The organism is Burkholderia orbicola (assembly GCF_900100915.1).
Taxonomy (GTDB): Bacteria; Pseudomonadota; Gammaproteobacteria; order Burkholderiales; family Burkholderiaceae; genus Burkholderia; species Burkholderia orbicola.
The window spans coordinates 903,318-925,361 of sequence record NZ_FNKW01000003.1 but is presented as its reverse complement, the minus strand read 5'-3'; the positions used below and the strand labels follow the sequence as shown (position 1 = coordinate 925,361).

Below are 22,044 nucleotides of genomic sequence, written 5' to 3'. Positions count from 1 at the left end.
TTAGGTAGCCACGAGTTGGTGGGACACGATCACGACGGCGGCCAGCACGAATACGTAGATGCCGAGGTCGAAGATCGAACGGTGCCAGACGAGGCGGTAGAAGCCGACGCGCTCGAGCACCGCGCGCACGACGATGTTGATCAGGTATGCGATCAGCATCAGCACGAGCGGGGCCGGCACGAACACGCCGAAGATATCGATTTCGCCGATCATGGTCGCGGTCGGAATGACAAGGTGGAAAGCCGGCTCATGCGCGTGCTCCGTCCGGCGCCTGCGGCGCTTGCGCGGCCGCGGCCGGATACAGCGACAGGCGCAGGCCGACGAGCGCATGCAGCGTGTCGCGCAGCCGGCGGTGCGTGGCTGGCACCGTGGGCGCGGCTGCGCCGTCGGCCGGCGCGGCGCCCGGCAGGTTGCGGCCGGCCACGCGCCGCAGCGCGTCGTCGATCGTCGCGAGCAGCGCGGGCGGCACGGGCTGGCGCGCGTTCGCGGCCGCGCAGCGGGCGTAGTGATCGGTGACGCCGGCCAGCACGCGATCGATCGCGTCGGGCACGTCGCCCGACAGCCGGCGCCGCGAGCGGCGCAGGTCGAGCGCATTCAGCGCGATGCGCAGGTCGCGAAAGCTTTCGATCGACGGGTGGCGGTGGTCGTCGGACGCGCCGAGGCGCGGCAGCAGTTGCGTGACGCGATCGAGCATCCGCGATGCGTGGTTGCGCTGATCGTCGAGCGGCTGCGTCGACGCGGAGCGCGCGACGTCCTCCCAGCCCGAGCGCAGCAGGCGCCGCACCGCGAGTTCGGCGCCGAACGGCCGCGTCGCGCGCGTCCACACGTATGCGAACAGCAGCCCGGCGACGCCCGCGAGGTTGCTGTTCAGGAACACGAAGAAATCGGCCTCGTACGCACTCTGGATGCTGATGAAGGTGGCCGTGTTCACCGCGACGAGCATCGTCACCATGTTGAACTGCGGGCGCGGCAGCAGCGTGCCGATCAGGATGAACGGGCCCGCGAACATCAGCACGAGCATCGCGAAATCGTGCACGTGCGGCAGCACGACGAACAGGTACAGGCCCGCGAACACGACGCTCGCGGTGGTCGACAGGAAAAACTTGAACACCAGCGGCGCCGGCTCGTCGAGCGCGGCGAAGAAGCTGCACGATACGGCCACGAGCGTGACGGCGGCCGCGCCGTCGTGCCAGCCGGACGAGATCCACAGCCAGCACGCGAACACGATCGCGAACACGACGGTCAGCGTCGAGAACAGCATCATCCCGCGATCGAAGAAGCGCTCGGTGCCGCCGAGCCGCCAGTGCCGGTAGCGCGGCTGCCATACACCCGACTCGTTCGCGATCAATGCGCGCAGCGAACGGCAGTCCTGCCAGATGTCGATGACCTGGCGCAGCCGCCACAGCGCATTCGACAGCAGCGCGCCGTCCCAGCTCGCCAGTGCGCTGTCGGGCGGCTGCAGCGCGGCGATGCGCTCGCGCAGGTCGTCCGCGACCGGATCGTGCGCCATGGCGCCGTCGGAGCCGGCCTTCACGGCCGGCAGCGGCGCGTCGAACCACTTCGCGGCGTCGGCCAGCAGCGCGTCGAGCGCGGGCGGGCGCACGTGCAGGTCGCGCATCAGCGCGATCAGCGGATCGGCGAGCGACGACATCAGCGGCAGGAACAGCTGCATCCGGCCCGCGAGCGCCTGCGCGCGGGCCAGCACGCGCGGATGCGCATGGTCGTAGCCCAGCTGGCTCAGCAGGAACTCGAGGCCGGTGATGGTCGCGGCGAGCCGCTGCCGGCATGCAGACAGCGCCTTGCCGGCCAGGTGCCCGGACAGCGTTTCGCGGCCGTAGAACGCGGCGTCCTTGAACCACGCGTCGGTGCGCTCGATCAGCGTCGGCGCGAGCCGGTTCGGGAACACGGCACTGCCGACCACGCTCGCGCATACGATGCCGAGCACGATTTCCTCGGTGCGCGCGATCGCGACGTCGAAGATGGTGGACGGATCGGTGACCGTGGGCAGCGCGACCAGCGGCATCGTATAGCCGGCGAGCATGAAGACGTAGCTGCGCGCGGTGCGGTCGGAGATCGCGAGGTACAGCAGCGTGCCGCACCAGGTCGCGACGATGATGCTGAACAGGAGCGGCGTCTCGACGAACGGCGGCACGAAGAAGATCGCGGCGGCTGCCCCGAGCGCGGTGCCGAGCGCGCGGTACAGCGCCTTCGAGCGCGTCGCGCCGACGAACGGGTTCGACACGATGTAGACGCTCGCCATCGCCCAGTACGGGCGCGGCAACTGGAAATACAGGCCGAGGTAGAGCGCCAGCATCGACGCGGCGAACGTCTTGCCCGAGAACAGCCAGTCGCGGAGACTCGGATAGGTCATGACGCGGAATCGGCGGAGTGGGGCGGGCGCGACGCCGGCGGATGCGGGTCGGCTGCGTTAAACGCGTTCAGCACGCGCAGCGTGGCTTCGAGATCGGCGCGCGACACGCCCTTGAGCACCTGGGCGCGCAGCGCGCGCAGGTCGTCCTCCATCTGCGCGGTGACCGCGCGGCCGGCGGCCGTCAGCGAGATCGTCTTCGCGCGGCGATCGTGCGGGTCCTCGTCGCGGCGCGCGAGGCCGGCCGCGCACAATTGATCGAGCAGGCGCACGAGCGACGGCCCTTCGATGCCGACGTGCTCGGCGAGCGTGCCTTGCCGCACGCCTTCGCCGAGGCGCCCGGCGATCAGCAGCGGCGTCGCGCAGGCCTCGGACACGTTGTACGCGGTCAGCACGCCGTCGCTGGTGCGGCGCCACTTGCGCGCGGTGAGCACGAGCAGGCTGCTGACGGCGAGGCGGAGGTCATGCAGATTGGTCATGGGCGAGATGATAGGGGCAAAAACATTCGATAGCAAACTATCGTTTTTGTCACCCGGATGACACGTCGCATGCGGCCCGGCCGGCCCGTCTGAAGCAATTTAGGCGGCGTGTCGGCCGGGGTCAAGCGGCAAGGCCGGCGACCGCGAGCCGCGCACGTTCGGCGGGCCGACTATATTGAATAGTCAGACGAGAACCGTCCGGCAGCACGGCGCCCGCCCGCGCGCGTTAAGCAAATTCGAAGCCCCGGTTCGGGAAAGCCGACTTCGCGAAGCCGCGCGTGGCGTGCATATTAGGGTCATTGCAAGCGCACCGGAGACCGACGTGCCGACCTCATCCCCGCAGCCTGCCGCCCCCGCGTCGCTCGACGCGTGGCTCGGCAAGACCGAAACGCTCGGTGACGACATCACCGCGTTCCCGCTGAACGCGCTGGCCGCCACGCTCGACCGCCCGTCGCCCGGCGACGTCGTGCCGCCGATGTGGCACTGGCTCTACTTCCTGCCGGTCGCGCCGCTGGCCGAGGTCGGCCCCGACGGCCATCCGAAGCGCGGCGGCTTCCTGCCGCCGGTGCCGCTGCCGCGTCGCATGTGGGCCGGCGGCCGGCTGACGTTCCATGCGCCGCTGCGTGCCGGGCAGCGCGCGACGCGCGAATCGACGATCGCGAACATCGAGGACAAGACGGGCCGCAGCGGCCGGCTCGTGTTCGTGACGGTGCAGCACCGGATCGAAGCCGGCGGCGCGCTGTGCGTCGAGGAGGAGCACGACATCGTTTATCGCGACGCGCCGCAGCCGGGTGCGCCCGCACCGAAGCCGGTCGCGCCGCCTGCCGGCGAAGCGTGGTCGCGCACGGTCACGGCCGACGCGGTGATGCTGTTCCGCTATTCGGCGCTGACCTTCAACGGTCATCGCATTCACTACGACCGCAGCTACGTGACGCAGGAAGAAGGCTATCCGGGGCTCGTCGTGCACGGCCCGCTGATCGCGACGCTGCTCGTCGATCTCGTGCACCGCGAACGGCCGGACGCGACGCTCGCGAGCTTCGCGTTTCGCGCGGTGCGCCCGACCTTCGACGGGCAGCCGTTCACGTTGTGCGGCAAGCCGTCGGACGACGGCCGCACGATCGAGCTGTGGGCGAAGGACCGCGACGGCTGGCTGACGATGCAGGCCACCGCGACCCTCGCATGACGCGCTCCCTTTCCTTTCTTCCTTCATCGACGACGGACATGCAGACGACGCAACACGACCCGTACCAGGACATCCGCGAAGCGGTGCGCGACCTGTGCAGCCAGTTTCCCGGCGAGTATTTCCGCCAGATCGACGACGCGCGCGGCTATCCCGACGCGTTCGTCGACGCGCTGACCAAAGCCGGCTGGCTCGCCGCGCTGATTCCGCAGGAATACGGCGGCTCGGGGCTCGGGCTCACCGAGGCGTCGATCATCATGGAGGAGATCAACCGTGCGGGCGGCAACTCCGGCGCGTGCCACGGGCAGATGTACAACATGGGTACGCTGTTGCGCCACGGTTCGGCCGAACAGAAGCGCGCGTACCTGCCGAAGATCGCGAGCGGCGAGCTGCGCCTGCAGTCGATGGCCGTGACCGAGCCGACCACCGGCACCGATACGACGAAGATCAAGACGACTGCCGAGCGGCGCGGCGATCGTTACGTGATCAACGGGCAGAAGGTATGGATCTCGCGCGTGCAGCATTCGGACCTGATGATCCTGCTCGCGCGCACGACGCCGCTCGCCGACGTGAAGAAAAAGTCCGAAGGGATGTCGATCTTCGTCGTCGACCTGCACGACGCCATCGGTCACGGGCTGACGGTGCGGCCGATTCCGAACATGGTCAATCACGAGACCAACGAGCTGTTCTTCGACAACCTCGAGATTCCGGCCGAGAACCTGATCGGCGAGGAGGGGCAGGGCTTCAAGTACATCCTCGACGGGCTGAACGCGGAGCGCACGCTGATCGCGGCCGAATGCATCGGCGACGGCTACTGGTTCATCGACAAGGTGTCGCAGTACGTGAAGGAGCGCGTCGTGTTCGGTCGCCCGATCGGGCAGAACCAGGGCGTGCAGTTTCCGATCGCGCGCGCATTCGTGAACGTCGAGGCCGCGAGCCTGATGCGTTTCGACGCCGCGCGCCGGTTCGATGCGCACGCGCCGTGCGGCGCGCAGGCGAACATGGCGAAGCTGCTCGCGGCCGACGCGTCGTGGGAGGCCGCGAACGCATGCCTGCAATTTCACGGCGGCTTCGGCTTCGCATGCGAATACGACGTCGAGCGCAAGTTTCGCGAGACGCGGCTGTACCAGGTCGCGCCGATCTCGACCAACCTGATCCTGGCCTACGTCGCGGAGCACATCCTCGACCTGCCGCGCTCATTCTGACGGAGGCCGACGATGCGACCCCTCGACGGCATCAAGGTGATCACCCTCGAACATGCGATCGCGGCGCCGTTCTGCACGCGCCAGCTCGCCGATCTCGGCGCGCGCGTGATCAAGATCGAACGGCCCGGCAGCGGCGATTTCGCGCGCGGCTACGACGAACGCGTGCACGGGCTGTCGTCGCACTTCGTGTGGGTGAACCGCTCGAAGGAGAGCTTGACGCTCGACGTCAAGCAGCCCGATGCGGCCGCCGTGCTCGACGCGCTGCTCGCGGATGCCGACGTGCTCGTGCAGAATCTCGCGCCCGGCGCGGCCGAGCGGCTCGGCCTCGGCTACGACGCGTTGAAGCACACGCATCCGCGCCTGATCGTCTGCGACATCTCGGGTTACGGCGGCGACGGCCCGTATCGCGATCGCAAGGCCTACGACCTGCTGATCCAGAGCGAAGCCGGGTTCCTGTCGATCACGGGCTCGCCCGGGCAACCTGCGAAGGCCGGCTGCTCGATCGCGGACATCGCGGCCGGCATGTACGCGTACACCAGCATCCTGAGCGCGCTGCTGATGCGCGGCCGCACCGGCGAAGGTTGCCGGATCGACGTGTCGATGCTGGAGAGCATGGTCGAGTGGATGGGCTACCCGCTCTACTACGCGATCGACGGCCAAAGCCCGCCCGCGCCATCGGGCGCGTCGCACGCGACGATCTGCCCGTACGGGCCATTCCCGGCCGGCGACGGCAAGACCGTGATGCTCGGGCTGCAGAACGAGCGCGAATGGAAACTGTTCTGCGAGCAGGTGCTGCGGCAGCCGGCGCTGGCCGACGATCCGCGTTTCAACGCGAATTCGAAACGGCATGCGGCGCGCGACGTGGTGGATGCGCTGATCGTCGATGCATTTGCGACGCTGACGGCCGCCGACGTGATGCAGCGGCTCGACGCGGCCGGTATCGCGAACGCGCGGATGAACACGCTCGACGACGTATGGCTTCACCCGCAATTGCAGGCGCGGGAGCGCTGGCGCAGCGTCGACACGGCCGCGGGCCCGGTGCCCGCGCTATTGCCGCCCGGTCTGCCCGCCGGCGTCGAGCCGCGTATGGATGCGGTGCCGGCGCTCGGCCAGCACACCGACGCGATCCTCGCCGAACTCGGCTACGACCGCGCGCGGATCGATGCGCTGCGCGCGAACGGCACGATCTGATTGCGCTTTCACGACGATGATGACCAACACGATTCCCGCCACTGCCCCCGGCCGCACGCTCGCGACGTTCGCGTCGCAACTGCGCTTCGATGTGATTCCCGCCGACGTCGTCGCGCGCACCGTCAATCTCTACGTCGACTGGCTCGGCTCCGCGCTGGCCGGCAAGGGCGCGCGTCCGGTCGAAACGATCGCCGCGTTCGCGCGCCGCGCGGGCGGCTCGCGCGGCGGGCCCGGCACGGCCGACGTGCTGATCGACCGCACGCACGCGACGCCGTACTTCGCGGCGATGACGAACGGCGCGGCATCGCACTTCGCTGAACAGGACGACGTGCACAACGGCTCGGTGTTTCATCCGGCGACCGTCGTGTTTCCGGTCGCGCTCGCGCTGGCGCAGGCACGCGGCGTGAGCGGCCGCGACTTCATCGCGGCGGCGGTCGCGGGCTATGAAGTCGGCATCCGCGTCGGCGAGTTTCTCGGGCGCTCGCACTACAAGGTGTTCCATACGACCGGCACCGCCGGCACGGTCGCCGCGGCCGCGACGGCCGGGCGGCTGCTCGGCTTGTCGCCGGAGCGGATGCTCGACGCGTTCGGCTCGGCCGGCACGCAGGCGAGCGGGTTGTGGGAATTCCTGCGCGACGCGGCCGATTCGAAACAACTGCATACGGCGATGGCCGCCGCGAACGGGTTGATGGCGGCCGAACTCGCGCGCGACGGATTCCGCGGCGCCACGCGGATTCTCGAAGGCACACAGGGGATGGCGGCCGGCATGTCGACCGATGCGGACCCGGCCCGCCTGACCGATCGGCTCGGCGACCGCTGGGCGACTGCGGAAACGTCGTTCAAGTATCACGCGTCGTGCCGCCACGCGCATCCGGTCGCCGATGCGTTGCTCGCGGTGATGGCGCGCGAGCGGCTCGCCGCGGCGGACATCGAGACGGTCGTCGCGCACGTGCACCAGGGCGCGCTCGACGTGCTCGGTGCGGTGACGGTGCCGCGCACCGTGCATCAGGCAAAGTTCAACATGGGCACCGTGCTCGCGCTGGCCGCGCTGCACGGCCACGCGGGCGTCGACGAATTCGAGCGCGATTACGCTGCTGCCCACGTCGCCGTGTTCCGCGACCGCGTGTCGATGGCACTCGACGACGAAGTCGATCGCGCGTATCCGGCCCGCTGGATCGGCAAGGTGACGGTCACGACGCGCGACGGCCGCACGTTCGCGGGCCGCGTCGACGAGCCGAAGGGCGATCCGGGCAACACGCTGTCGCGCGACGAGATCGCGCGCAAGGTACGCACGCTCGCCGCGTTTTCGGGCGCGGCGTCGGACGCCGAGGTCGAGCGGCTCCTCGCCGGCGCGTGGCAGGTCGCGTCGTGCGATGCGATCGGCACGCTGTTTCCGGAGGTCTCGGCATGACGTCCGCCTGCGCCCGTTCGTGGCTGTTCGTTCCCGGCAATCGGCCGGAGCGCTTCGAGAAGGCGCGCGCGGCCGGCGCCGACGCGGTGATCGTGGATCTCGAGGACGCGGTGCCGCCGGACGGCAAGCCAGCGGCGCGCGACGCGGTCGTCGCGTGGCTCGATGTCGCGCGGCCCGTGTGGGTGCGTGTGAATGCGGCCGATACCGCGTGGTTCGCCGACGACCTCGCCGCGATCGCCCCGCATCCGGGCACAGCCGGCGTGATGCTGCCGAAGTGCGAGACGCGTGCGCAGCTCGATGCCGTGCTCGCGCACGCGCACGGCACGCTGGAACTGCTGCCGATCGTCGAGACGGCGGCCGGCATCGCGGGGCTCGATCAGGTGTGTGCCGCGCCGCGCGTCGTGCGCGTGGCGTTCGGCACGCTCGATTTCCAGGTCGATCTCGGCATCGACGGCGACGGGGAAGAACTGAACGCATTCCGTTCGTGGATCGTGCTGGCGTCGCGGCTGGCCGGCATCGCGCCGCCGGTCGACGGCGTGTCGACGATCATCGACGATCCCGCCGCGATCGAACGGCATGCGCGCGACGCGCGGCGGTTCGGCTTCGGCGGAAAACTGTGCATTCACCCGAAGCAGCTCGACGCGGTGCATCGCGCGTATGCGTGGACCGACGCGGAGCAGGCGTGGGCGCGGCGCGTGCTCGATGCCGTTGACGCGAGCGGCGGTGCGGCGGTCGCGCTCGACGGCAGGATGATCGACATGCCGGTGATCCTGAAGGCACGGCGCATGCTGCGCGGGTAGCCGCTCCCGCGACATTCCTCCGAACAATCGAAGTGCCGCGCCGGCGTCCGTGCGGGCACGCCGATTGCACTGTCCGATTCGACCCGCAACGTCCTGCTTTCGCGCGCGATTGCACTAGGACAATATTTTCAGGGTGTCTTTCTGAGCGACCATGCGGAAGCCACGACGGAGACATCGAGATGGGACGGACCGAGGTATCGGCAGGCTGGCGTGACGCGCTCGGCGCGGTGCACGGCATCGAGTCGAAATACAAGCGGCTCGTGAAGGCGATCGCCAGCGACATCGAGAACGGCGCGCTCGCGCCGGGCGCCCGGCTCGCGCCGCAGCGCGACGTCGCATCGAGCCTCGGCGTCAGCGTGCAGACCGTCACCAACGCGTACAAGGAGCTGGAACGCCAGGGGCTGATCCGCTGCGAGGTCGGCCGCGGCAGCTTCGTGGCCGCGCGCGTGACGGAATCGATGTCGAACTACATCCTCGATACGACCGAGCGCGAATTGGTCGACTTCTCGATCGCCCGCATCGTGCACACGCCCGAGCACGATGCCGCGTGGCGCAGCGTGTGCACGGCGCTGGCCGGCACCGACGATCAGCCGTGGATCCGCTCGTTCCGGCCGATCGCCGGGCTCGACGCGCATCGCGACGCCGGCGCCGCGTGGCTCGCGTCGCTGAACATGCCGGTGCATCGCGAATCGCTGCTGGTCACGAACGGCGCGGCGCACGGGATCTTTCTCGCGCTCGCGTCGATCGTCGGGCCGGGCGACACCGTGTTGTGCGAGAGCCTGACCGATCACGGCGTGATCGGCTCCGCGAACGTGCTCGGGTTTACGCTGAAGGGGCTCGAGATGGACGAGCACGGCATCCGTCCCGAACATTTCGAGGAGATGTGCGACGGCGAGCGGATCAGTGCGCTCGTCTGCACGCCGACCCTCAATAATCCGACCGTGTCGCTGATGCCCGAGTCGCGGCGGCGCTCGATCGCGCGCATCGCGACGCGCTACGGCGTGTACGTGATCGAGGACGACGTGTACGGCCCGCTGCCCGAGAAGACGGGCACGCCGATCGCCAGCCTGATTCCGGAGCTCGGCTTCTACTGCACGAGCATGACGAAATCGGTGCTGACCGGATTGCGCACCGGCTATCTCGCGATGCCGCGGCGGCTCGCGTTGCGCGTCGAGAGCGTGCTGCGCGTGAGCAGCTGGATGGCGACGTCGCCGATCGCGGAGATCGCGACGCGCTGGATCGCCGACGGCACCGCGCGGCGGCTCGTCGAACTGCAGCGCCAGCGGCTCGCGGTGCGTCAGGAGATGGTGAAGGCCGCGCTGGGGCCGTATGTGCTCGGTGCGCACCCGAACGCGCTGTCGGCATGGCTGCGCGTGCCCGACTACTGGCAGGCCGAGCGGATCGTGCGCGAACTGCGCACCCGCAAGATCGCGGTGACGTCGCCCGATCCGTTCCTCGTCGGCGGCACGGAGCGGCCGAACGCGGTACGCGTGTGCATCGGCGCCGAAACTTCCGATGCCGCGTGCAACGCGGCGCTCGAGACGATCGCGGGCGTGTTCGAACAGTATCCGCACCTGAACGATTTCCACTGAACCGGCGGCGCCGCCGCGATGTCGCGCGCAATGTATCAGGACATTCGAAAGCGCGATTTGGAACATTAGACTGGATCGCATCACATTCGTCGCGAGGCGCGCGTTCCATGTCCTTCCTGTCGCTGTCCGACGTTTACCGCGCGCGCCGTCGCCTCGCCGGGCGCGCCGACGGCACGCCGCTCGTCGCGTCCGCCGCGCTGTCCGCGCGCGCGGGCGCCCCCGTCTACCTGAAACTCGAGACGCTGCAGCCGACCGGCAGCTTCAAGCTGCGTGGCGCGACCAATGCGCTCGCGGAACTCGCAGCGCAACGCGTGACGCGCGTGGTCACCGCGTCGACCGGCAACCACGGCCGCGCGGTCGCGCATGCGGCACGCGCGCTCGGCATCGACGCGGCCGTCTGCATGTCGTCGCTGGTGCCGGCCAACAAGGTCGATGCGGTCGCGGCGCTCGGCGCGCGCGTGGTGATCGTCGGCGAGAGCCAGGACGACGCGCAGGTCGAAGCACGGCGCCTGGTGCGCGACGAAGGCTATGCGTACGTACCGCCGTTCGACGATCCGCGCATCATCGCGGGCCAGGCGACGATCGGCGTCGAGATCCTAGAGGCGCTGCCCGATACGGCGACGCTCGTCGTGCCGCTGTCGGGCGGCGGCCTGTTCAGCGGCGTCGCGTTTGCCGCGAAGGCGATCCGGCCGCCGATCGAGGTGATCGGCGTATCGATGGTGCGCGGCGCCGCGATGCACGCGAGCCTCGCGGCCGGCCGCCCGGTCGACGTCGCCGAGCAGCCGACGCTGGCCGATTCGCTCGGCGGCGGCATCGGCCTCGACAACCGCTACACGTTCGACATGACGCGCGCGCTGGCCGACGACGTCGTGCTGCTCGACGAGCCGTCGATCGCGCGCGGCATCGCGCATGCGTATCGCGAAGAGCGGCTGGTCGTCGAAGGCGCCGGCGCAGTCGGCCTCGCCGCGTTGCTGGACGAGCGGATCGTGCGCCGCGACCGCGGCGGCCCGATCGTGGTCGTCGTGAGCGGCGCGAACATCGACATGGCCGCGCACCGTCGGCTCGTTTCGGAGAACTGACATGGCCCATCCCGTCACGTTGCTCGGCCAGGCGCAATTGCGTGCGCTGGTGCCGCTCGATCTCGCCGCGATCGACCAGGTCGAGGCCGCGTTCGCGTCGCTCGCGACCGACGCGGTCGTGATGCCGCCGATCCTGAATCTCGCGCTGCCGGCGCGCCACGCCGAAGTGGACGTGAAGACCGCGTACCTGCCGCGCTTCGACAGCTTCGCGATCAAGGTCAGCCCCGGTTTCTTCGACAACCCGTCGCTCGGGTTGCCGAGCCTGAACGGGCTGATGCTCGTGCTGTCCGCGCGCACCGGCCTGACCGAGGCCGTCCTGCTCGACAACGGCTACCTGACGGCCGTGCGCACCGCGGCGGCCGGCGCCGTGGCCGCGCGCCGGCTCGCGCGCGCCGATGCGCGCCGCGCGGCGATCGTCGGCGCGGGCGAGCAGGCCCGGCTGCAACTGGCCGCGCTGATGCTGGTGCGCGACATCACGCACGTGACGGTGTGGGCGCGCGACGCCGAACGTGCCGCGCGCTTCGCGGCCGACGTGCGTGCCGCGCATGGAATCGACGCGATCGTCGCGCGCTCGGTGCACGCGGCGCTGGCCGATGCGGACATCGCGGTGACGACCACGCCGAGCCGCGCGCCGCTCGTGCACGCGGAAGACCTGCATCCCGGGCTGCACGTGACGGCGATGGGCTCGGACGCCGATTACAAGACCGAACTCGCGCCGTCGGTGTTCGGCGCCGCACGCTATTTCTGCGACCGGCTGCAGCAGACCCGCGTGGCCGGCGAACTCGCGCATGCGATCGCGGCCGGGGCCGTTGCAGCCGACGCCATGTTTCCCGAACTCGGCGAAGTGATCGCCGGCCGCCGCGACGGCCGTACGCATCGCGACGACATCACGATCTGCGACCTGACCGGCACCGGCGCGCAGGACACCGCAATCGCCGTGCTCGCGCTGCAACGCGCGCGGGCGGCGGAAGTGGGCACGATTTTTCACAACGACCTCACGACTTGAGAGGAGACAGATGTCCGCAGTCATCGAAACCCAGACAGCCGCGCCGCGTCTCGCGTTCGCGCGCAGCGAATATGCCGCGCGCATCGCGAAGACGCGCGCGGCGATGGAGCGGGCCGGCATCGACCTGCTGATCGTCACCGACCCGACCAACATGGGCTGGCTGACCGGCTATGACGGCTGGTCGTTCTACGTGCACCAGTGCGTGCTGCTCGCGCTGGACGGTGAACCCGTGTGGTTCGGCCGCAACCAGGACGCGAACGGCGCGAAGCGCACCGCGTTCATGGCGCACGAGAACATCGTCGGCTATCCCGACCATTACGTGCAGTCGAGCGCACGCCACCCGATGGATTACCTGTCGACCGAAGTCATCGCCGCGCGCGGCTGGAGCACGCTGCGGATCGGCGTCGAGCTCGACAACTACTACTTCAGCGCGGCGGCGTACGCGTCGCTGCAAAAGCACCTGCCGGCCGCGCGCTGGGTCGACGCGACCGCGCTCGTCAACTGGCAGCGCGCGGTGAAGTCGCCGCGCGAGATCGAATACATGCGCGTGGCCGCGCGCATCGTCGAGCGGATGCATGCGCACATCGTCGAGACGATCGAGCCGGGCATGAAGAAGAGCGACCTGGTCGCGCAGATCTATGCGACCGGGATCGGCGGCGCGGACGGCTTCGGCGGCGACTATCCGGCGATCGTGCCGCTGTTGCCGACCGGCGCCGACGCGGCCGCGCCGCACCTGACCTGGGACGATTCGACGTTCGCGCGTGGCGCCGGCACGTTCTTCGAGATCGCCGGCTGCTACCGCCGCTATCACTGCCCGTTGTCGCGCACCGTCTATCTCGGCAAGCCGCCCGCGCATTTCATCGAAGGCGAGCGCGCGGTGGTCGAAGGAATCGAGGCCGGGCTCGCGGCCGCGAAACCCGGCAACGTATGCGAGGACATCGCGAACGCGTTCTTCGCGGTGCTGCGCCGCGCGGGCATCGACAAGGACAGCCGCTGCGGCTATCCGATCGGCGCGAGCTATCCGCCCGACTGGGGCGAGCGCACGATGAGCCTGCGTCCGGGCGACCGGACGGTGCTCGAACCCGGCATGACGTTCCATTTCATGCCCGGACTGTGGCTCGACGACTGGGGGCTGGAGATCACGGAGAGCATCCTGATCACCGAGACCGGCGTCGAGACGTTCTGCAACGTGCCGCGCAAGCTGTTCGTGAAGGAGTAGGGCGATGCGTGCTTCCCCGATTACGCCGACCGTCGATTTCGACGCGGACGGCGAACAGCACGGCTTCCTGAAGCTGCCTTACTCGCGCGACGATTCCGCGTGGGGCGCGATCATGATTCCGGTGACCGTCGTGAAGCGCGGCGACGGGCCGACGGTGTTGCTGACCGGCGGCAATCACGGCGACGAATACGAAGGGCCGGTCGCGCTGTCGAAGCTCGCCGGTTCGCTGAAGGCGGCCGACGTGACCGGCCGCGTGATCGTCGTGCCGTTCATGAACTATCCGGCGTTCCGCGCCGGTTGCCGCACGTCGCCGATCGATGCCGGCAACCTGAACCGCAGCTTCCCGGGCCGCCCGGACGGCACCGTGACCGAGAAGATCGCCGATTACTTCCAGCGCCATTTGCTGCCGCTCGCGACGCACGTGCTCGATATTCACGCGGGCGGCCGCACGCTCGACTTCGTGCCGTTCGCGGCGATTCACGTGCTGGAGAACCGCGATCAAGAAGCACGCTGCGAGCGCGCGATGCGCGCGTTCGGCGCGCCGTATTCGATGCGCATGCTGGAACTCGACAGCGTCGGCCTCTACGACAGCGCGGCCGAGGAAGCCGGCAAGGTGTTCGTGTCGACCGAGCTGGGCGGTGGCGGCACGTCGACGGCGGCGAGTGTCGCGATCGCCGAGCGCGGCGTGTATGGATTTCTCGCGCATGCGGGCGTGATCGCGAAGGACGTCATCGACGGCAATGCCCCTCGCAGCACGACGACGCTGCTCGACATGCCGGACGGCTCGTGCTTCACGACGAGCGAGCATCGCGGGCTGCTCGAGATGTGCCGCGATCTCGGCAGTGAGGTGGAGGCGGGCGACGTGCTCGCGCGCGTGCACGATATCGACCGCACGGGCGTCACGCCGATCGAATACGTCGCACGGCGGCGCGGGCTGCTCGCGGCCCGGCACTTCCCGGGCATCGTGCAGCCGGGCGACACGATCGCGGTGGTCGCCGACATCGTCGAGCGGAACATTCCGGTGGCCGTATGAGGACGCGCACGACGTGATCAAGCTCGACCGATACGACCTCGCGATCCTGCGCCTGCTCGAGCGCGACGGGCGCATCACGAAGTCGAAGCTCGCGGAAGCCGTGAACCTGTCGATTTCGCCGGCATGGGAGCGCGTGCGCAAGCTCGAGGAAAGCGGCGTGATCCGTGGCTATCGCGCGGACGTCGACTGGATCGGCACGTTCTCCGGCAGCCGCATCGTCGTCGAGGTGACGCTGTCGCGGCACACCGCGCCCGACATGCGGCGCTTCGAGGATCGCGTGACCGCGGCACCCGAGGTCGCGCAATGCTATGCGACGGGCGGCGGCGTCGATTACGTGCTGCACGTGGTCGCGCGCGACATCGACCATTACCAGCGCTTCATCGATGCGTTGCTGATGGAAGACCTCGGCATCGAGCGCTACTTCACGTACATCGTGACGAAGGTCGTGAAGTGCGCATCCGGCGGCGCGCCGGACTGGCTGTAAAAGTTCGCGCCGGCGCGCGGCAATACGGAAAAAACCGGCATTTCGAGCCGTGCAAACCGAAATTTCCGCATGCACCGGCGCGACACAATGAAGCTCGTGCCCACCAACGAGGAGACGCAGCATGCTGCCCGGACACCCCGTTCTGTTCAAGTCGACCTGCTACGTCGACGGTCGCTGGATTCACAGCGACAGTGCCGCGACGGTCGCCGTCGTGAACCCCGCCGACCAGGCCGTGATCGGCCACGTGCCGATGCTCGAACGCGCGCAGATCGTCGCGGCCGTCGACGCCGCGCAGCGCGCGTACGACACCTGGCGCTGGACACCGCAGGCCGTACGCAGCGCCGCATTGCTGCGCTGGCATGCGCTGATCCTGCGTCACGTCGACGATCTGGCCGCGCTGCTGTCGCTCGAACAGGGCAAGCCGCTGGCCGAAGCGCGCGGCGAGATCCGCTATGCGGCGAGCTTCGTCGAATGGTTCGCGAACGAGGCGAAGCGCGTCGCCGGGCGCACGATCCCGACCCACATCGACGGCGCGCATCTCGGCACCGTGATGGAGCCGGTCGGCGTCGCGGCGCTGATCACGCCGTGGAATTTCCCGGCCGCGATGATCACGCGCAAGGCGGCGGCCGCGATCGCGGTCGGTTGCGCGGTGGTCGTGAAGCCTGCGCACGAAACACCGTTCTCCGCGCTCGCACTCGCGCAGCTCGCCGACGAGGCCGGCTTCCCGGCCGGCGTGTTCAACGTGGTGCTCGGCGAGCCGCAGATGGCGATGGAAACGCTGGTCGGCGATGCGCGCGTGCGTGCGGTGAGCTTCACCGGCTCGACGCGCGTCGGGCGGCTCGTCACCGAAACCGCCGCGAAGGCGGGCATCCGCAAGGTCGCGCTCGAACTGGGCGGCAATGCGCCGTTCATCGTGACCGAGGATGCGGATCTCGATCAGGCGGTGCGGATCGCCGTCGGCGCGAAGTTCCAGACCTCCGGCCAGGACTGCTGCGCCGCGAACCGGATACTCGTCGCGCGCCCGCTGTACGACGCGTTCGTCGAACGGTATACGCACGCGGTGCGCGCGCTGAAGACGGGGCCGGCGTTCGAGCAGGGCGTGGACGTCGGGCCGCTGATGCATCAGGCCGCGTTCGACGCGACCGTGGCGCGCGTCGAGGACGCGCGGGCGCGCGGCGCGCGCATCGTCGCGGGCGGCCGGCCGCATGCGCTCGGCGGCTGGTTCTACGAGCCGACCGTGATCGCGGATGCCGCGCCCGGCATGCGCGTGGTCGACGAGGAAAACTTCGCGCCGATCTCGGCCGTCAGCGCGTTCGACACGCTCGACGGAGCGGTCGAAACGGCCAACGACACCGAGTACGGCCTCGCCGCCTACGTATGCGCCACGCGCATCGACACGATCTTCCAACTCGTGCGACGGCTCGATTTCGCGATGGTGTCGGTCAACGGCGTGAAATTCACCGGTGCGCCGATCCCGTTCGGCGGAATGAAGGCGTCGGGCCTCGGGCGCGAAGGCGGCGCCGAAGGCTTCGAGCCGTTCACCGAAATCAAATACTTCTGCCTCGGTAATCTCGGCCTGCCGGTCGCGGCGACGGCCTGACCCATTCAAAGGAGCACATCATGCAAAAATCGATCGACGCACTGCTGCGCGAGGATCGCGCCCACTTCATGCACCCGTCGACGCACGCGTACGACCACGAGACCGGCGCGCTGCCGGGCAAGATCGTGCGCGGCGGCGAAGGCATCCGCATCGAGGATCACCAGGGCAAGCGTTATATCGACGCGTTCGCCGGCCTCTATTGCGTGAACATCGGCTACGGCCGCACCGAAGTGGCCGACGCGATGTACGAGCAGGCGAAGCAGCTCGCGTACTACCACACGTATGTCGGCCATTCGTCGGACGCGATCATCGAGCTGTCGTCGCGCATCATCGACTGGTCGCCGGCCGGGATGAAGAAGGTCTATTACGGGATGTCGGGTTCCGACGCGAACGAGACGCAGGTCAAGATCGTCTGGTACTACAACAACGTGCTCGGCCGCCCGAACAAGAAGAAGATCATTTCGCGCGAGCGCGGCTATCACGGCTCGGGCATCGTGACGGGCAGCCTCACGGGGCTGCCGAGCTTCCACCAGCATTTCGACCTGCCGATCGATCGCGTGAAGCATACGGTGTGTCCGCACTGGTACCGCAAGGCGCCGGCCGGCATGAACGAAGCGCAGTTCGTCGCGTACTGCGTCGACGAGCTCGAGAAGCTGATCGCGCGCGAGGGCGCCGACACGGTCGCCGCGTTCATCGCGGAGCCGGTGATGGGCACGGGCGGCATCATCGAGCCGCCGGCCGGCTACTGGCCCGCGATCCAGGCCGTGCTGCGCAAGCACGACATCCTGCTGATTTCCGATGAGGTCGTGTGCGGGTTCGGGCGTCTCGGCTCGAAGATGGGTGCGCAGCACTTCGGGATCGAGCCCGACCTGATTACCGTCGCGAAGGGGCTGACGAGCGCGTATGCGCCGCTGTCGGGCGTGATCGTCGGCGAGAAGGTGTGGGACGTGATCGCGCGCGGCTCGCAGGAATACGGGCCGATGGGGCACGGCTGGACGTATTCGGGCCATCCGGTGTGCGCGGCCGCCGCGCTCGCGAATCTCGCGATTCTGGAGCGCGAGAACCTGGTCGGCAACGCGGCGGAAGTGGGCGCGTATTTCGGCGCAAAGCTGCGCGACGCCTTCGGCACGCATCCGCTCGTCGGTGAGGTGCGCAGCGTCGGCATGCTGGCCGCGCTCGAATTCATGGCCGACAAAGACGCGCGCACGCCGTTCGATCCCGCGCTGAAGATCGGTGCGCAGGTGTCGGCTGCCGCGCTGCAGCGCGGCGTGATCGCGCGGGCGATGCCGCACGGCGACATTCTCGGCTTTGCGCCGCCGCTCGTGATGACGCGCGAGGAAGCCGACGAGATCGTCGGGGTCGTGAAGAGTGCGGTGGACGAGGTCGCCGAGCGGAATATTTCGGCTGTCGCGTGATATTCAAGTGGTCCTGATGCGCGTTTCGACGCGCGAGGTGACGCCGCCGCATGCAAGTGCGGCGGCGTTTTTTCTTGCCGGTACGGTTCGGGAAAACGTCAATGCGTGGTGTACGGTAGCGCGTCGGCTACCGATCGTCATTCAGTAATCCCACACGACCGGAACGAAACGGAAGCCGTCGCCGTTCCGTGCAACATGCCCGATGGACGGGAACGCGACATGCGCCGCGGCCAGCAGCGCACCGGTTTCGGCCGCTTCGGTGAACAGCGCGAGACGCACGTCGACCGCCGCGTCCGGATCGTGTTCGAAGCCGTTTTGCCAGTCGGGATTGTCGAAGTTGACTTCGAAGATCGCGTCGCCCGCGAACGTCAGCTTTTCCCCGTTCGATGCGATGTCGACCACGCAGTGCCCCGGCGTATGCCCGCCCGTCACGCGCGCCGACACGCCCGCGGCGACTTCCACGGTGCGGTCGAATTGCACGATGTTTTCGCCATACAGTTCGACGAACCTCGCCGCCGCCTTGCGCAGCGCGGGCGGAACGGTTTCCGGCATCACCGTCTTGCTGAAGTCCGGATTCTTCCAGAACGCCACTTCCGCTGCCGATACGTGAATGCGTACGTCGGGGCGCAGCTTCGCCTTGACGCCGTCGACGTTCAGCCCGCCGACGTGATCCATGTGCATGTGCGTGATCACGATATCGGTGATCGCGGCCAGGTCGATGCCGGCCGATTCCAGGCGCATCACCGAGCGCCCGGCGCGCGTGAAGTATTCGAAACCGTCGCCCACGCCCGAGTCGATCAGGATCAGGCGATCGGCGCTGCGCAGGAGCGCGATGTTGAGCGCCCAGTCGAACATGTCGCGTTGCAGGAAACGGCCATCGAACCAGACGTTGCGGTCCGCTTCGCTCACATTGGTGGACATGGTGGAAGTCGGCAGCGGCAGCACGCCGTCGCTGATCAGCACGACATCGACATCGCCGATGCGCACGGCGTAGCGGGACGGAACGAGCTCGCCTGAACCTTCGTTGCCCAGGGGGACGATGACCGGCTGGACGTTGCGGATGGGTGCGTTCATGTTCAGTAATCCTGTTCTTTGGTTGAGGTCATCCGCGCTGTGTGGCGCAGAGCGGTTCGCGAGCGCGGTCGAGAAGGTCGCGCTTCGGTGGGCCCGAATTCCGGTCGAGCGTGTCAGCGATTGTAGTGACGGCCTACACACGCCAACAGCGCCGCAGGGGCGCACATCGTGTTGTCCGGACGACAACAATCCGGCAGTGGCCTTCGCCGCCCGAAATGCACATTGCCCGCCGTCCGTTGCCGGAAGGCGGGCGATGCACTGGATGCCGTTTATGGGATGCCGGGCGCCGCCGGCGTGCGGGTCAGCCTAGTTGACCAGGGAGCGTTTCTCCGCGCAACGAGCACCCGCGCGTCTCGATCACCGCCAGCAGCGCGATCAACCCGACCGCGCAGGCAGCCATCATGTAGTACGCGGGAGCCACGCTTACGCGAGATACCCCGTCACGCCATCCCAAAGCAGTTTCACCGCGGCTATCACCAGCAGCCCGTAGCAGGCTCGATAAACCTGGCGTTGATCCAGTTTCGCGTGGAGCCGCCAACCGGCGACGACACCAGCGGGAATGGCACACAGGCAGACCCCTATCACGATCCAGGCATTGCCCGTCGGCCTGGCCAGCAGCAGCCATGGCACTGCCTTGGTCGCGTTACCAACGGTAAAGAACATGCTTGTCGTCCCCGCATAGACTTCCTTGCCGAGGCCGAGCGGCAGCAGATACATGGCAAGAGGCGGGCCGCCCGAATGCGCGACCATCGTGGTCACGCCGGAGGCAAGGCCCGCTGTGATCGCCTTCGGCGTGGAACGCGGACGGACCGTCAATGCTGCGCCTCCGACCCACCACAGTCCGACGAAGATCAGCGTGATCGCCGCCATCACGATCGCGATCGCGCGGTGGTCGAGGAGTCGGAAGGTCAGATAGCCGACGCCGATGCCCGTCACGAGTCCCGGCAAAAGCAGCATCAGGTCCGGCTTCGACCATGTCGAAGGTTTCCAGTAGCGCAGTGCGAACAGATCCATTGCGATGAACAGCGGTGCGAGCATTCCGCCCGCGGTCACCGGATCCATCACCAACGACAGCAACGGAATGCCGACGATCGAAAAGCCGCCGCCGAAGGCCCCTTTCATGAACGAGATCAGGAACACGCCCGCAAAGGCGATCAGTATCGTGATGAGGGTCAGTTGCAGATCCATTCCGGTCGACGAAATCATCACGATGACCTCGCGCGGTCGACGTCACACACGCCCAACAGGCGTGAAGGCCCCGTCGTCCTTCTCGCAGACACAGGGTGGGCGGTCATCGAAGCGGTGAAAGGCATATTGCGTCTCCATGAATGCTCCGAGGACAATTCGGCGCTGCGCGGATTTCGTCGAAACGAGGCGCATGCATATTGGCCGTGGAAGCTGGGTAATCCCGATACAATCGGGCGATGAAGACAGAATGCACCGGCGTTAAACTCGGTACAATCAAAACATTGATCTCGGTGCAATATATATTGAACTCGGTGCATTGAATGTCAAAGTCCGAATACCTGAAGTTGGCCGACACGATCGCCGCAGACATTGCTGACGGAACGCTCAGGCCGGGCGACCGGCTTCCGCCACAGCGCAATTTCGCGGACCAGCGAAAGATCGCCGTGTCGACGGCCAGCAGGGTCTATGCAGAGTTGTTGCGGCGAGGGCTCGTCGTCGGCGAGGTCGGGCGGGGAACGTTCGTTTCGGGCGACGCAAGGCGCGGCGCAGCGGCGCCGGGTGAGCCGCGTGATGTTCGGATCGATCTGGAGTTCAATTACCCGATACTTCCCGACCAGACGACACTCATCGCGAGAAGCCTGAGCGGGCTCGAAAGCGTTGCGGAGCTCGCGAGCGCCCTGGGTCAGGCAACCAGCAGTGGGACGCCCGCTCTCAGGAACGTCTCCGCCGCATGTCTGGCGGGCAGTGGTTGGGCGCCTTCTCCCGAGCAACTGGTCTTCACGGGGAACGGACGACAGAGCATTGCCGCCGCGGTTGGCGCCATTGTTCCGACGGGCGGGCGCTGCGGCGTCGAAACCTTGACTTACCCGTTCATCAAGGGCATCGCGGCTCGCCTCGGTATCACGCTGGTCCCGCTCGCGATGGACGAAGGCGGCGTGCGCCCCGACGCTGTACTCAAGGCGCACCGGGACGCGAATCTTTCGGCAATCTACATTCAGCCTGCCATCCAGAATCCGTTGGGCATGACGATGAATGCCGCGCGACGGGAAGATCTGTTGCGCGTCGTGGAAAAGCTCGGCATTCCTGTCATCGAGGACAACGTGTACGGCTTCCTCGACGACCAGCCGCCGCTTGCCGCCCTCTCACCGGACAATTGCATCGTGATCGACAGCTTGTCGAAGAAGGTGGCGCCGGGGTTGACGCTCGGCTTCATCGTGTCGCCGCATCGGTTGCGTGAAACCGTGATGGCGTCGGTGCGCTCGGGGGGATGGACGGCATCGGGATTTGCATTCGCGGCCGCGCAACGATTGATGAGCGACGGTACGGTTGCCGAACTCGCCCGACTGAAACGCATCGATGCGGTGGCCCGTCAGAAGCTGGCCGCCGACCGTCTGTCGGATTTCGACATTCAGACGAACGGCAAATGCTTTCATCTGTGGTTGACGCTGCCGGCGCATTGGCGCTCGCAGGCGTTGGTCGCAGCGGCAGCCCGGCGAGACATCGCGTTGACGCCCTCGACCACCTTTGCAGCCGCGCCCGGCCATGCGCCGAACGCCGTCAGGCTTGCGCTTGCCGCACCCACGATGGACCAGCTCGACGCGGGTCTGCTCACGCTGAGCGGAATCCTGAATGCAAGAGAAGAGGATTTCGATTCGACCGAATAAGGTCTGCGCCGGAGACTCTGGATTGGCCTCTCGCGCGTGATTGTCGGACAGTCATT

General features: G+C 68.0%; 19 protein-coding genes. 14 read left to right on the top strand and 5 right to left on the bottom strand.

What is annotated here, in order from left to right; all coding sequences use genetic code 11:
- The 3 genes from BLS50_RS34045 to BLS50_RS34035 are packed head-to-tail and all read right to left on the bottom strand — an operon-like array spanning position 1 to position 2,847.
- Complete coding sequence (locus BLS50_RS34045) at positions 1–213, bottom strand: DUF1656 domain-containing protein (RefSeq protein WP_006481008.1); 213 nt, start codon at positions 211–213, stop codon at positions 1–3.
- A 34-nt stretch (positions 214–247) separates the two neighbouring features.
- Entirely contained in the window at positions 248–2,371 is a 2,124-nt protein-coding gene (locus tag BLS50_RS34040) for an FUSC family protein (protein WP_074808364.1), read from the bottom strand.
- On the bottom strand, positions 2,368–2,847 hold the full coding sequence (locus BLS50_RS34035) for a MarR family winged helix-turn-helix transcriptional regulator (RefSeq protein WP_053526009.1): 480 nt from the start codon (positions 2,845–2,847) through the stop codon (positions 2,368–2,370). The genes BLS50_RS34040 and BLS50_RS34035 overlap by 4 nt, the downstream gene beginning before the upstream one ends.
- A 322-nt stretch (positions 2,848–3,169) precedes the next feature.
- Between BLS50_RS34035 and BLS50_RS34030 the strand changes: the two genes are divergently transcribed.
- The 13 genes from BLS50_RS34030 to BLS50_RS33970 all read left to right on the top strand — a co-directional run bounded on the left by BLS50_RS34030 (position 3,170) and on the right by BLS50_RS33970 (position 18,062).
- Positions 3,170–4,030: an HTD2 family dehydratase gene (locus tag BLS50_RS34030; RefSeq protein ID WP_074808361.1), complete on the top strand. Its 861-nt coding sequence runs from the start codon at positions 3,170–3,172 to the stop codon at positions 4,028–4,030.
- Positions 4,031–4,068: 38 nt separating this feature from the next.
- Positions 4,069–5,232, top strand: a complete 1,164-nt coding sequence (locus BLS50_RS34025; RefSeq protein WP_034175416.1) for an acyl-CoA dehydrogenase family protein — start codon at positions 4,069–4,071, stop codon at positions 5,230–5,232.
- A 12-nt stretch (positions 5,233–5,244) separates the two neighbouring features.
- Complete coding sequence (locus BLS50_RS34020) at positions 5,245–6,423, top strand: CaiB/BaiF CoA transferase family protein (RefSeq protein WP_074808359.1); 1,179 nt, start codon at positions 5,245–5,247, stop codon at positions 6,421–6,423.
- 19 nt (positions 6,424–6,442) lie between these two features.
- A complete protein-coding gene (locus BLS50_RS34015; RefSeq protein WP_074808750.1) occupies positions 6,443–7,834 on the top strand; it encodes an MmgE/PrpD family protein in 1,392 nt (463 codons plus the stop codon).
- Complete coding sequence (locus BLS50_RS34010; RefSeq protein ID WP_074808356.1) at positions 7,831–8,634, top strand: HpcH/HpaI aldolase/citrate lyase family protein; 804 nt, start codon at positions 7,831–7,833, stop codon at positions 8,632–8,634. Before BLS50_RS34015 ends, BLS50_RS34010 begins: the two co-directional genes overlap by 4 nt.
- A gap of 179 nt (positions 8,635–8,813) precedes the next feature.
- On the top strand, positions 8,814–10,226 hold the full coding sequence (gene ehuR / locus BLS50_RS34005) for a MocR-like ectoine utilization transcription factor EhuR (RefSeq protein ID WP_027808488.1): 1,413 nt from the start codon (positions 8,814–8,816) through the stop codon (positions 10,224–10,226).
- 107 nt (positions 10,227–10,333) lie between these two features.
- Positions 10,334–11,305, top strand: coding sequence for a hydroxyectoine utilization dehydratase EutB (eutB, locus tag BLS50_RS34000; protein ID WP_074808353.1), 972 nt, complete (start codon positions 10,334–10,336; stop codon positions 11,303–11,305).
- A gap of 1 nt (position 11,306) precedes the next feature.
- A complete protein-coding gene (locus BLS50_RS33995; protein ID WP_074808351.1) occupies positions 11,307–12,311 on the top strand; it encodes a cyclodeaminase in 1,005 nt (334 codons plus the stop codon).
- Positions 12,312–12,321: 10 nt separating this feature from the next.
- Entirely contained in the window at positions 12,322–13,530 is a 1,209-nt protein-coding gene (doeA, locus tag BLS50_RS33990) for an ectoine hydrolase DoeA (protein WP_074808349.1), read from the top strand.
- A 4-nt stretch (positions 13,531–13,534) separates the two neighbouring features.
- Positions 13,535–14,563, top strand: coding sequence for a N(2)-acetyl-L-2,4-diaminobutanoate deacetylase DoeB (gene doeB / locus BLS50_RS33985; protein ID WP_006481017.1), 1,029 nt, complete (start codon positions 13,535–13,537; stop codon positions 14,561–14,563).
- Between the two features lie 13 nt (positions 14,564–14,576).
- The gene (locus BLS50_RS33980) at positions 14,577–15,047 is read left to right on the top strand and encodes an Lrp/AsnC family transcriptional regulator (protein WP_074808346.1); all 471 of its coding nucleotides are present in this window, start codon (positions 14,577–14,579) and stop codon (positions 15,045–15,047) included.
- A gap of 121 nt (positions 15,048–15,168) precedes the next feature.
- Positions 15,169–16,647 carry an NAD-dependent succinate-semialdehyde dehydrogenase gene (locus tag BLS50_RS33975; RefSeq protein ID WP_074808344.1) on the top strand — a complete coding sequence of 493 codons (1,479 nt, stop codon included), beginning with the start codon at positions 15,169–15,171 and terminating at the stop codon, positions 16,645–16,647.
- A gap of 20 nt (positions 16,648–16,667) precedes the next feature.
- A complete protein-coding gene (locus BLS50_RS33970) occupies positions 16,668–18,062 on the top strand; it encodes an aspartate aminotransferase family protein (RefSeq protein ID WP_074808341.1) in 1,395 nt (464 codons plus the stop codon).
- A 141-nt stretch (positions 18,063–18,203) separates the two neighbouring features.
- Here BLS50_RS33970 and BLS50_RS33965 read toward each other — a convergent pair whose 3' ends face one another.
- Both BLS50_RS33965 and BLS50_RS33960 read right to left on the bottom strand, forming a co-directional pair.
- Complete coding sequence (locus BLS50_RS33965; RefSeq protein WP_074808338.1) at positions 18,204–19,136, bottom strand: MBL fold metallo-hydrolase; 933 nt, start codon at positions 19,134–19,136, stop codon at positions 18,204–18,206.
- Positions 19,137–19,559: 423 nt separating this feature from the next.
- Positions 19,560–20,342, bottom strand: a complete 783-nt coding sequence (locus BLS50_RS33960; RefSeq protein WP_074808335.1) for a sulfite exporter TauE/SafE family protein — start codon at positions 20,340–20,342, stop codon at positions 19,560–19,562.
- Positions 20,343–20,644: 302 nt separating this feature from the next.
- Here BLS50_RS33960 and BLS50_RS33955 point away from each other — a divergent pair, with 302 nt between their 5' ends.
- Positions 20,645–21,988, top strand: coding sequence for an aminotransferase-like domain-containing protein (locus BLS50_RS33955; RefSeq protein ID WP_074808331.1), 1,344 nt, complete (start codon positions 20,645–20,647; stop codon positions 21,986–21,988).
- Positions 21,989–22,044 lie beyond the last annotated feature (56 nt).

Excerpts from the sequence above, each read along its gene's own strand:
- BLS50_RS34045 (WP_006481008.1), bottom strand. The coding sequence starts at position 213 with ATGATCGGCGAAATCGATATCTTCGGCGTGTTCGTGCCGGCCCCGCTC.
- BLS50_RS33975 (WP_074808344.1), top strand. The coding sequence starts at position 15,169 with ATGCTGCCCGGACACCCCGTTCTGTTCAAGTCGACCTGCTACGTCGAC.
- BLS50_RS34040 (WP_074808364.1), bottom strand. The coding sequence starts at position 2,371 with ATGACCTATCCGAGTCTCCGCGACTGGCTGTTCTCGGGCAAGACGTTC.
- eutB (WP_074808353.1), top strand. The coding sequence starts at position 10,334 with ATGTCCTTCCTGTCGCTGTCCGACGTTTACCGCGCGCGCCGTCGCCTC.
- BLS50_RS33965 (WP_074808338.1), bottom strand. The coding sequence starts at position 19,136 with ATGAACGCACCCATCCGCAACGTCCAGCCGGTCATCGTCCCCCTGGGC.
- BLS50_RS34010 (WP_074808356.1), top strand. The coding sequence starts at position 7,831 with ATGACGTCCGCCTGCGCCCGTTCGTGGCTGTTCGTTCCCGGCAATCGG.
- BLS50_RS33960 (WP_074808335.1), bottom strand. The coding sequence starts at position 20,342 with ATGATTTCGTCGACCGGAATGGATCTGCAACTGACCCTCATCACGATA.
- doeB (WP_006481017.1), top strand. The coding sequence starts at position 13,535 with ATGCGTGCTTCCCCGATTACGCCGACCGTCGATTTCGACGCGGACGGC.
- BLS50_RS33970 (WP_074808341.1), top strand. The coding sequence starts at position 16,668 with ATGCAAAAATCGATCGACGCACTGCTGCGCGAGGATCGCGCCCACTTC.
- doeA (WP_074808349.1), top strand. The coding sequence starts at position 12,322 with ATGTCCGCAGTCATCGAAACCCAGACAGCCGCGCCGCGTCTCGCGTTC.
- BLS50_RS34025 (WP_034175416.1), top strand. The coding sequence starts at position 4,069 with ATGCAGACGACGCAACACGACCCGTACCAGGACATCCGCGAAGCGGTG.
- BLS50_RS33955 (WP_074808331.1), top strand. The coding sequence starts at position 20,645 with ATGTCAAAGTCCGAATACCTGAAGTTGGCCGACACGATCGCCGCAGAC.
- ehuR (WP_027808488.1), top strand. The coding sequence starts at position 8,814 with ATGGGACGGACCGAGGTATCGGCAGGCTGGCGTGACGCGCTCGGCGCG.
- BLS50_RS34015 (WP_074808750.1), top strand. The coding sequence starts at position 6,443 with ATGACCAACACGATTCCCGCCACTGCCCCCGGCCGCACGCTCGCGACG.
- BLS50_RS34035 (WP_053526009.1), bottom strand. The coding sequence starts at position 2,847 with ATGACCAATCTGCATGACCTCCGCCTCGCCGTCAGCAGCCTGCTCGTG.
- BLS50_RS34020 (WP_074808359.1), top strand. The coding sequence starts at position 5,245 with ATGCGACCCCTCGACGGCATCAAGGTGATCACCCTCGAACATGCGATC.
- BLS50_RS33995 (WP_074808351.1), top strand. The coding sequence starts at position 11,307 with ATGGCCCATCCCGTCACGTTGCTCGGCCAGGCGCAATTGCGTGCGCTG.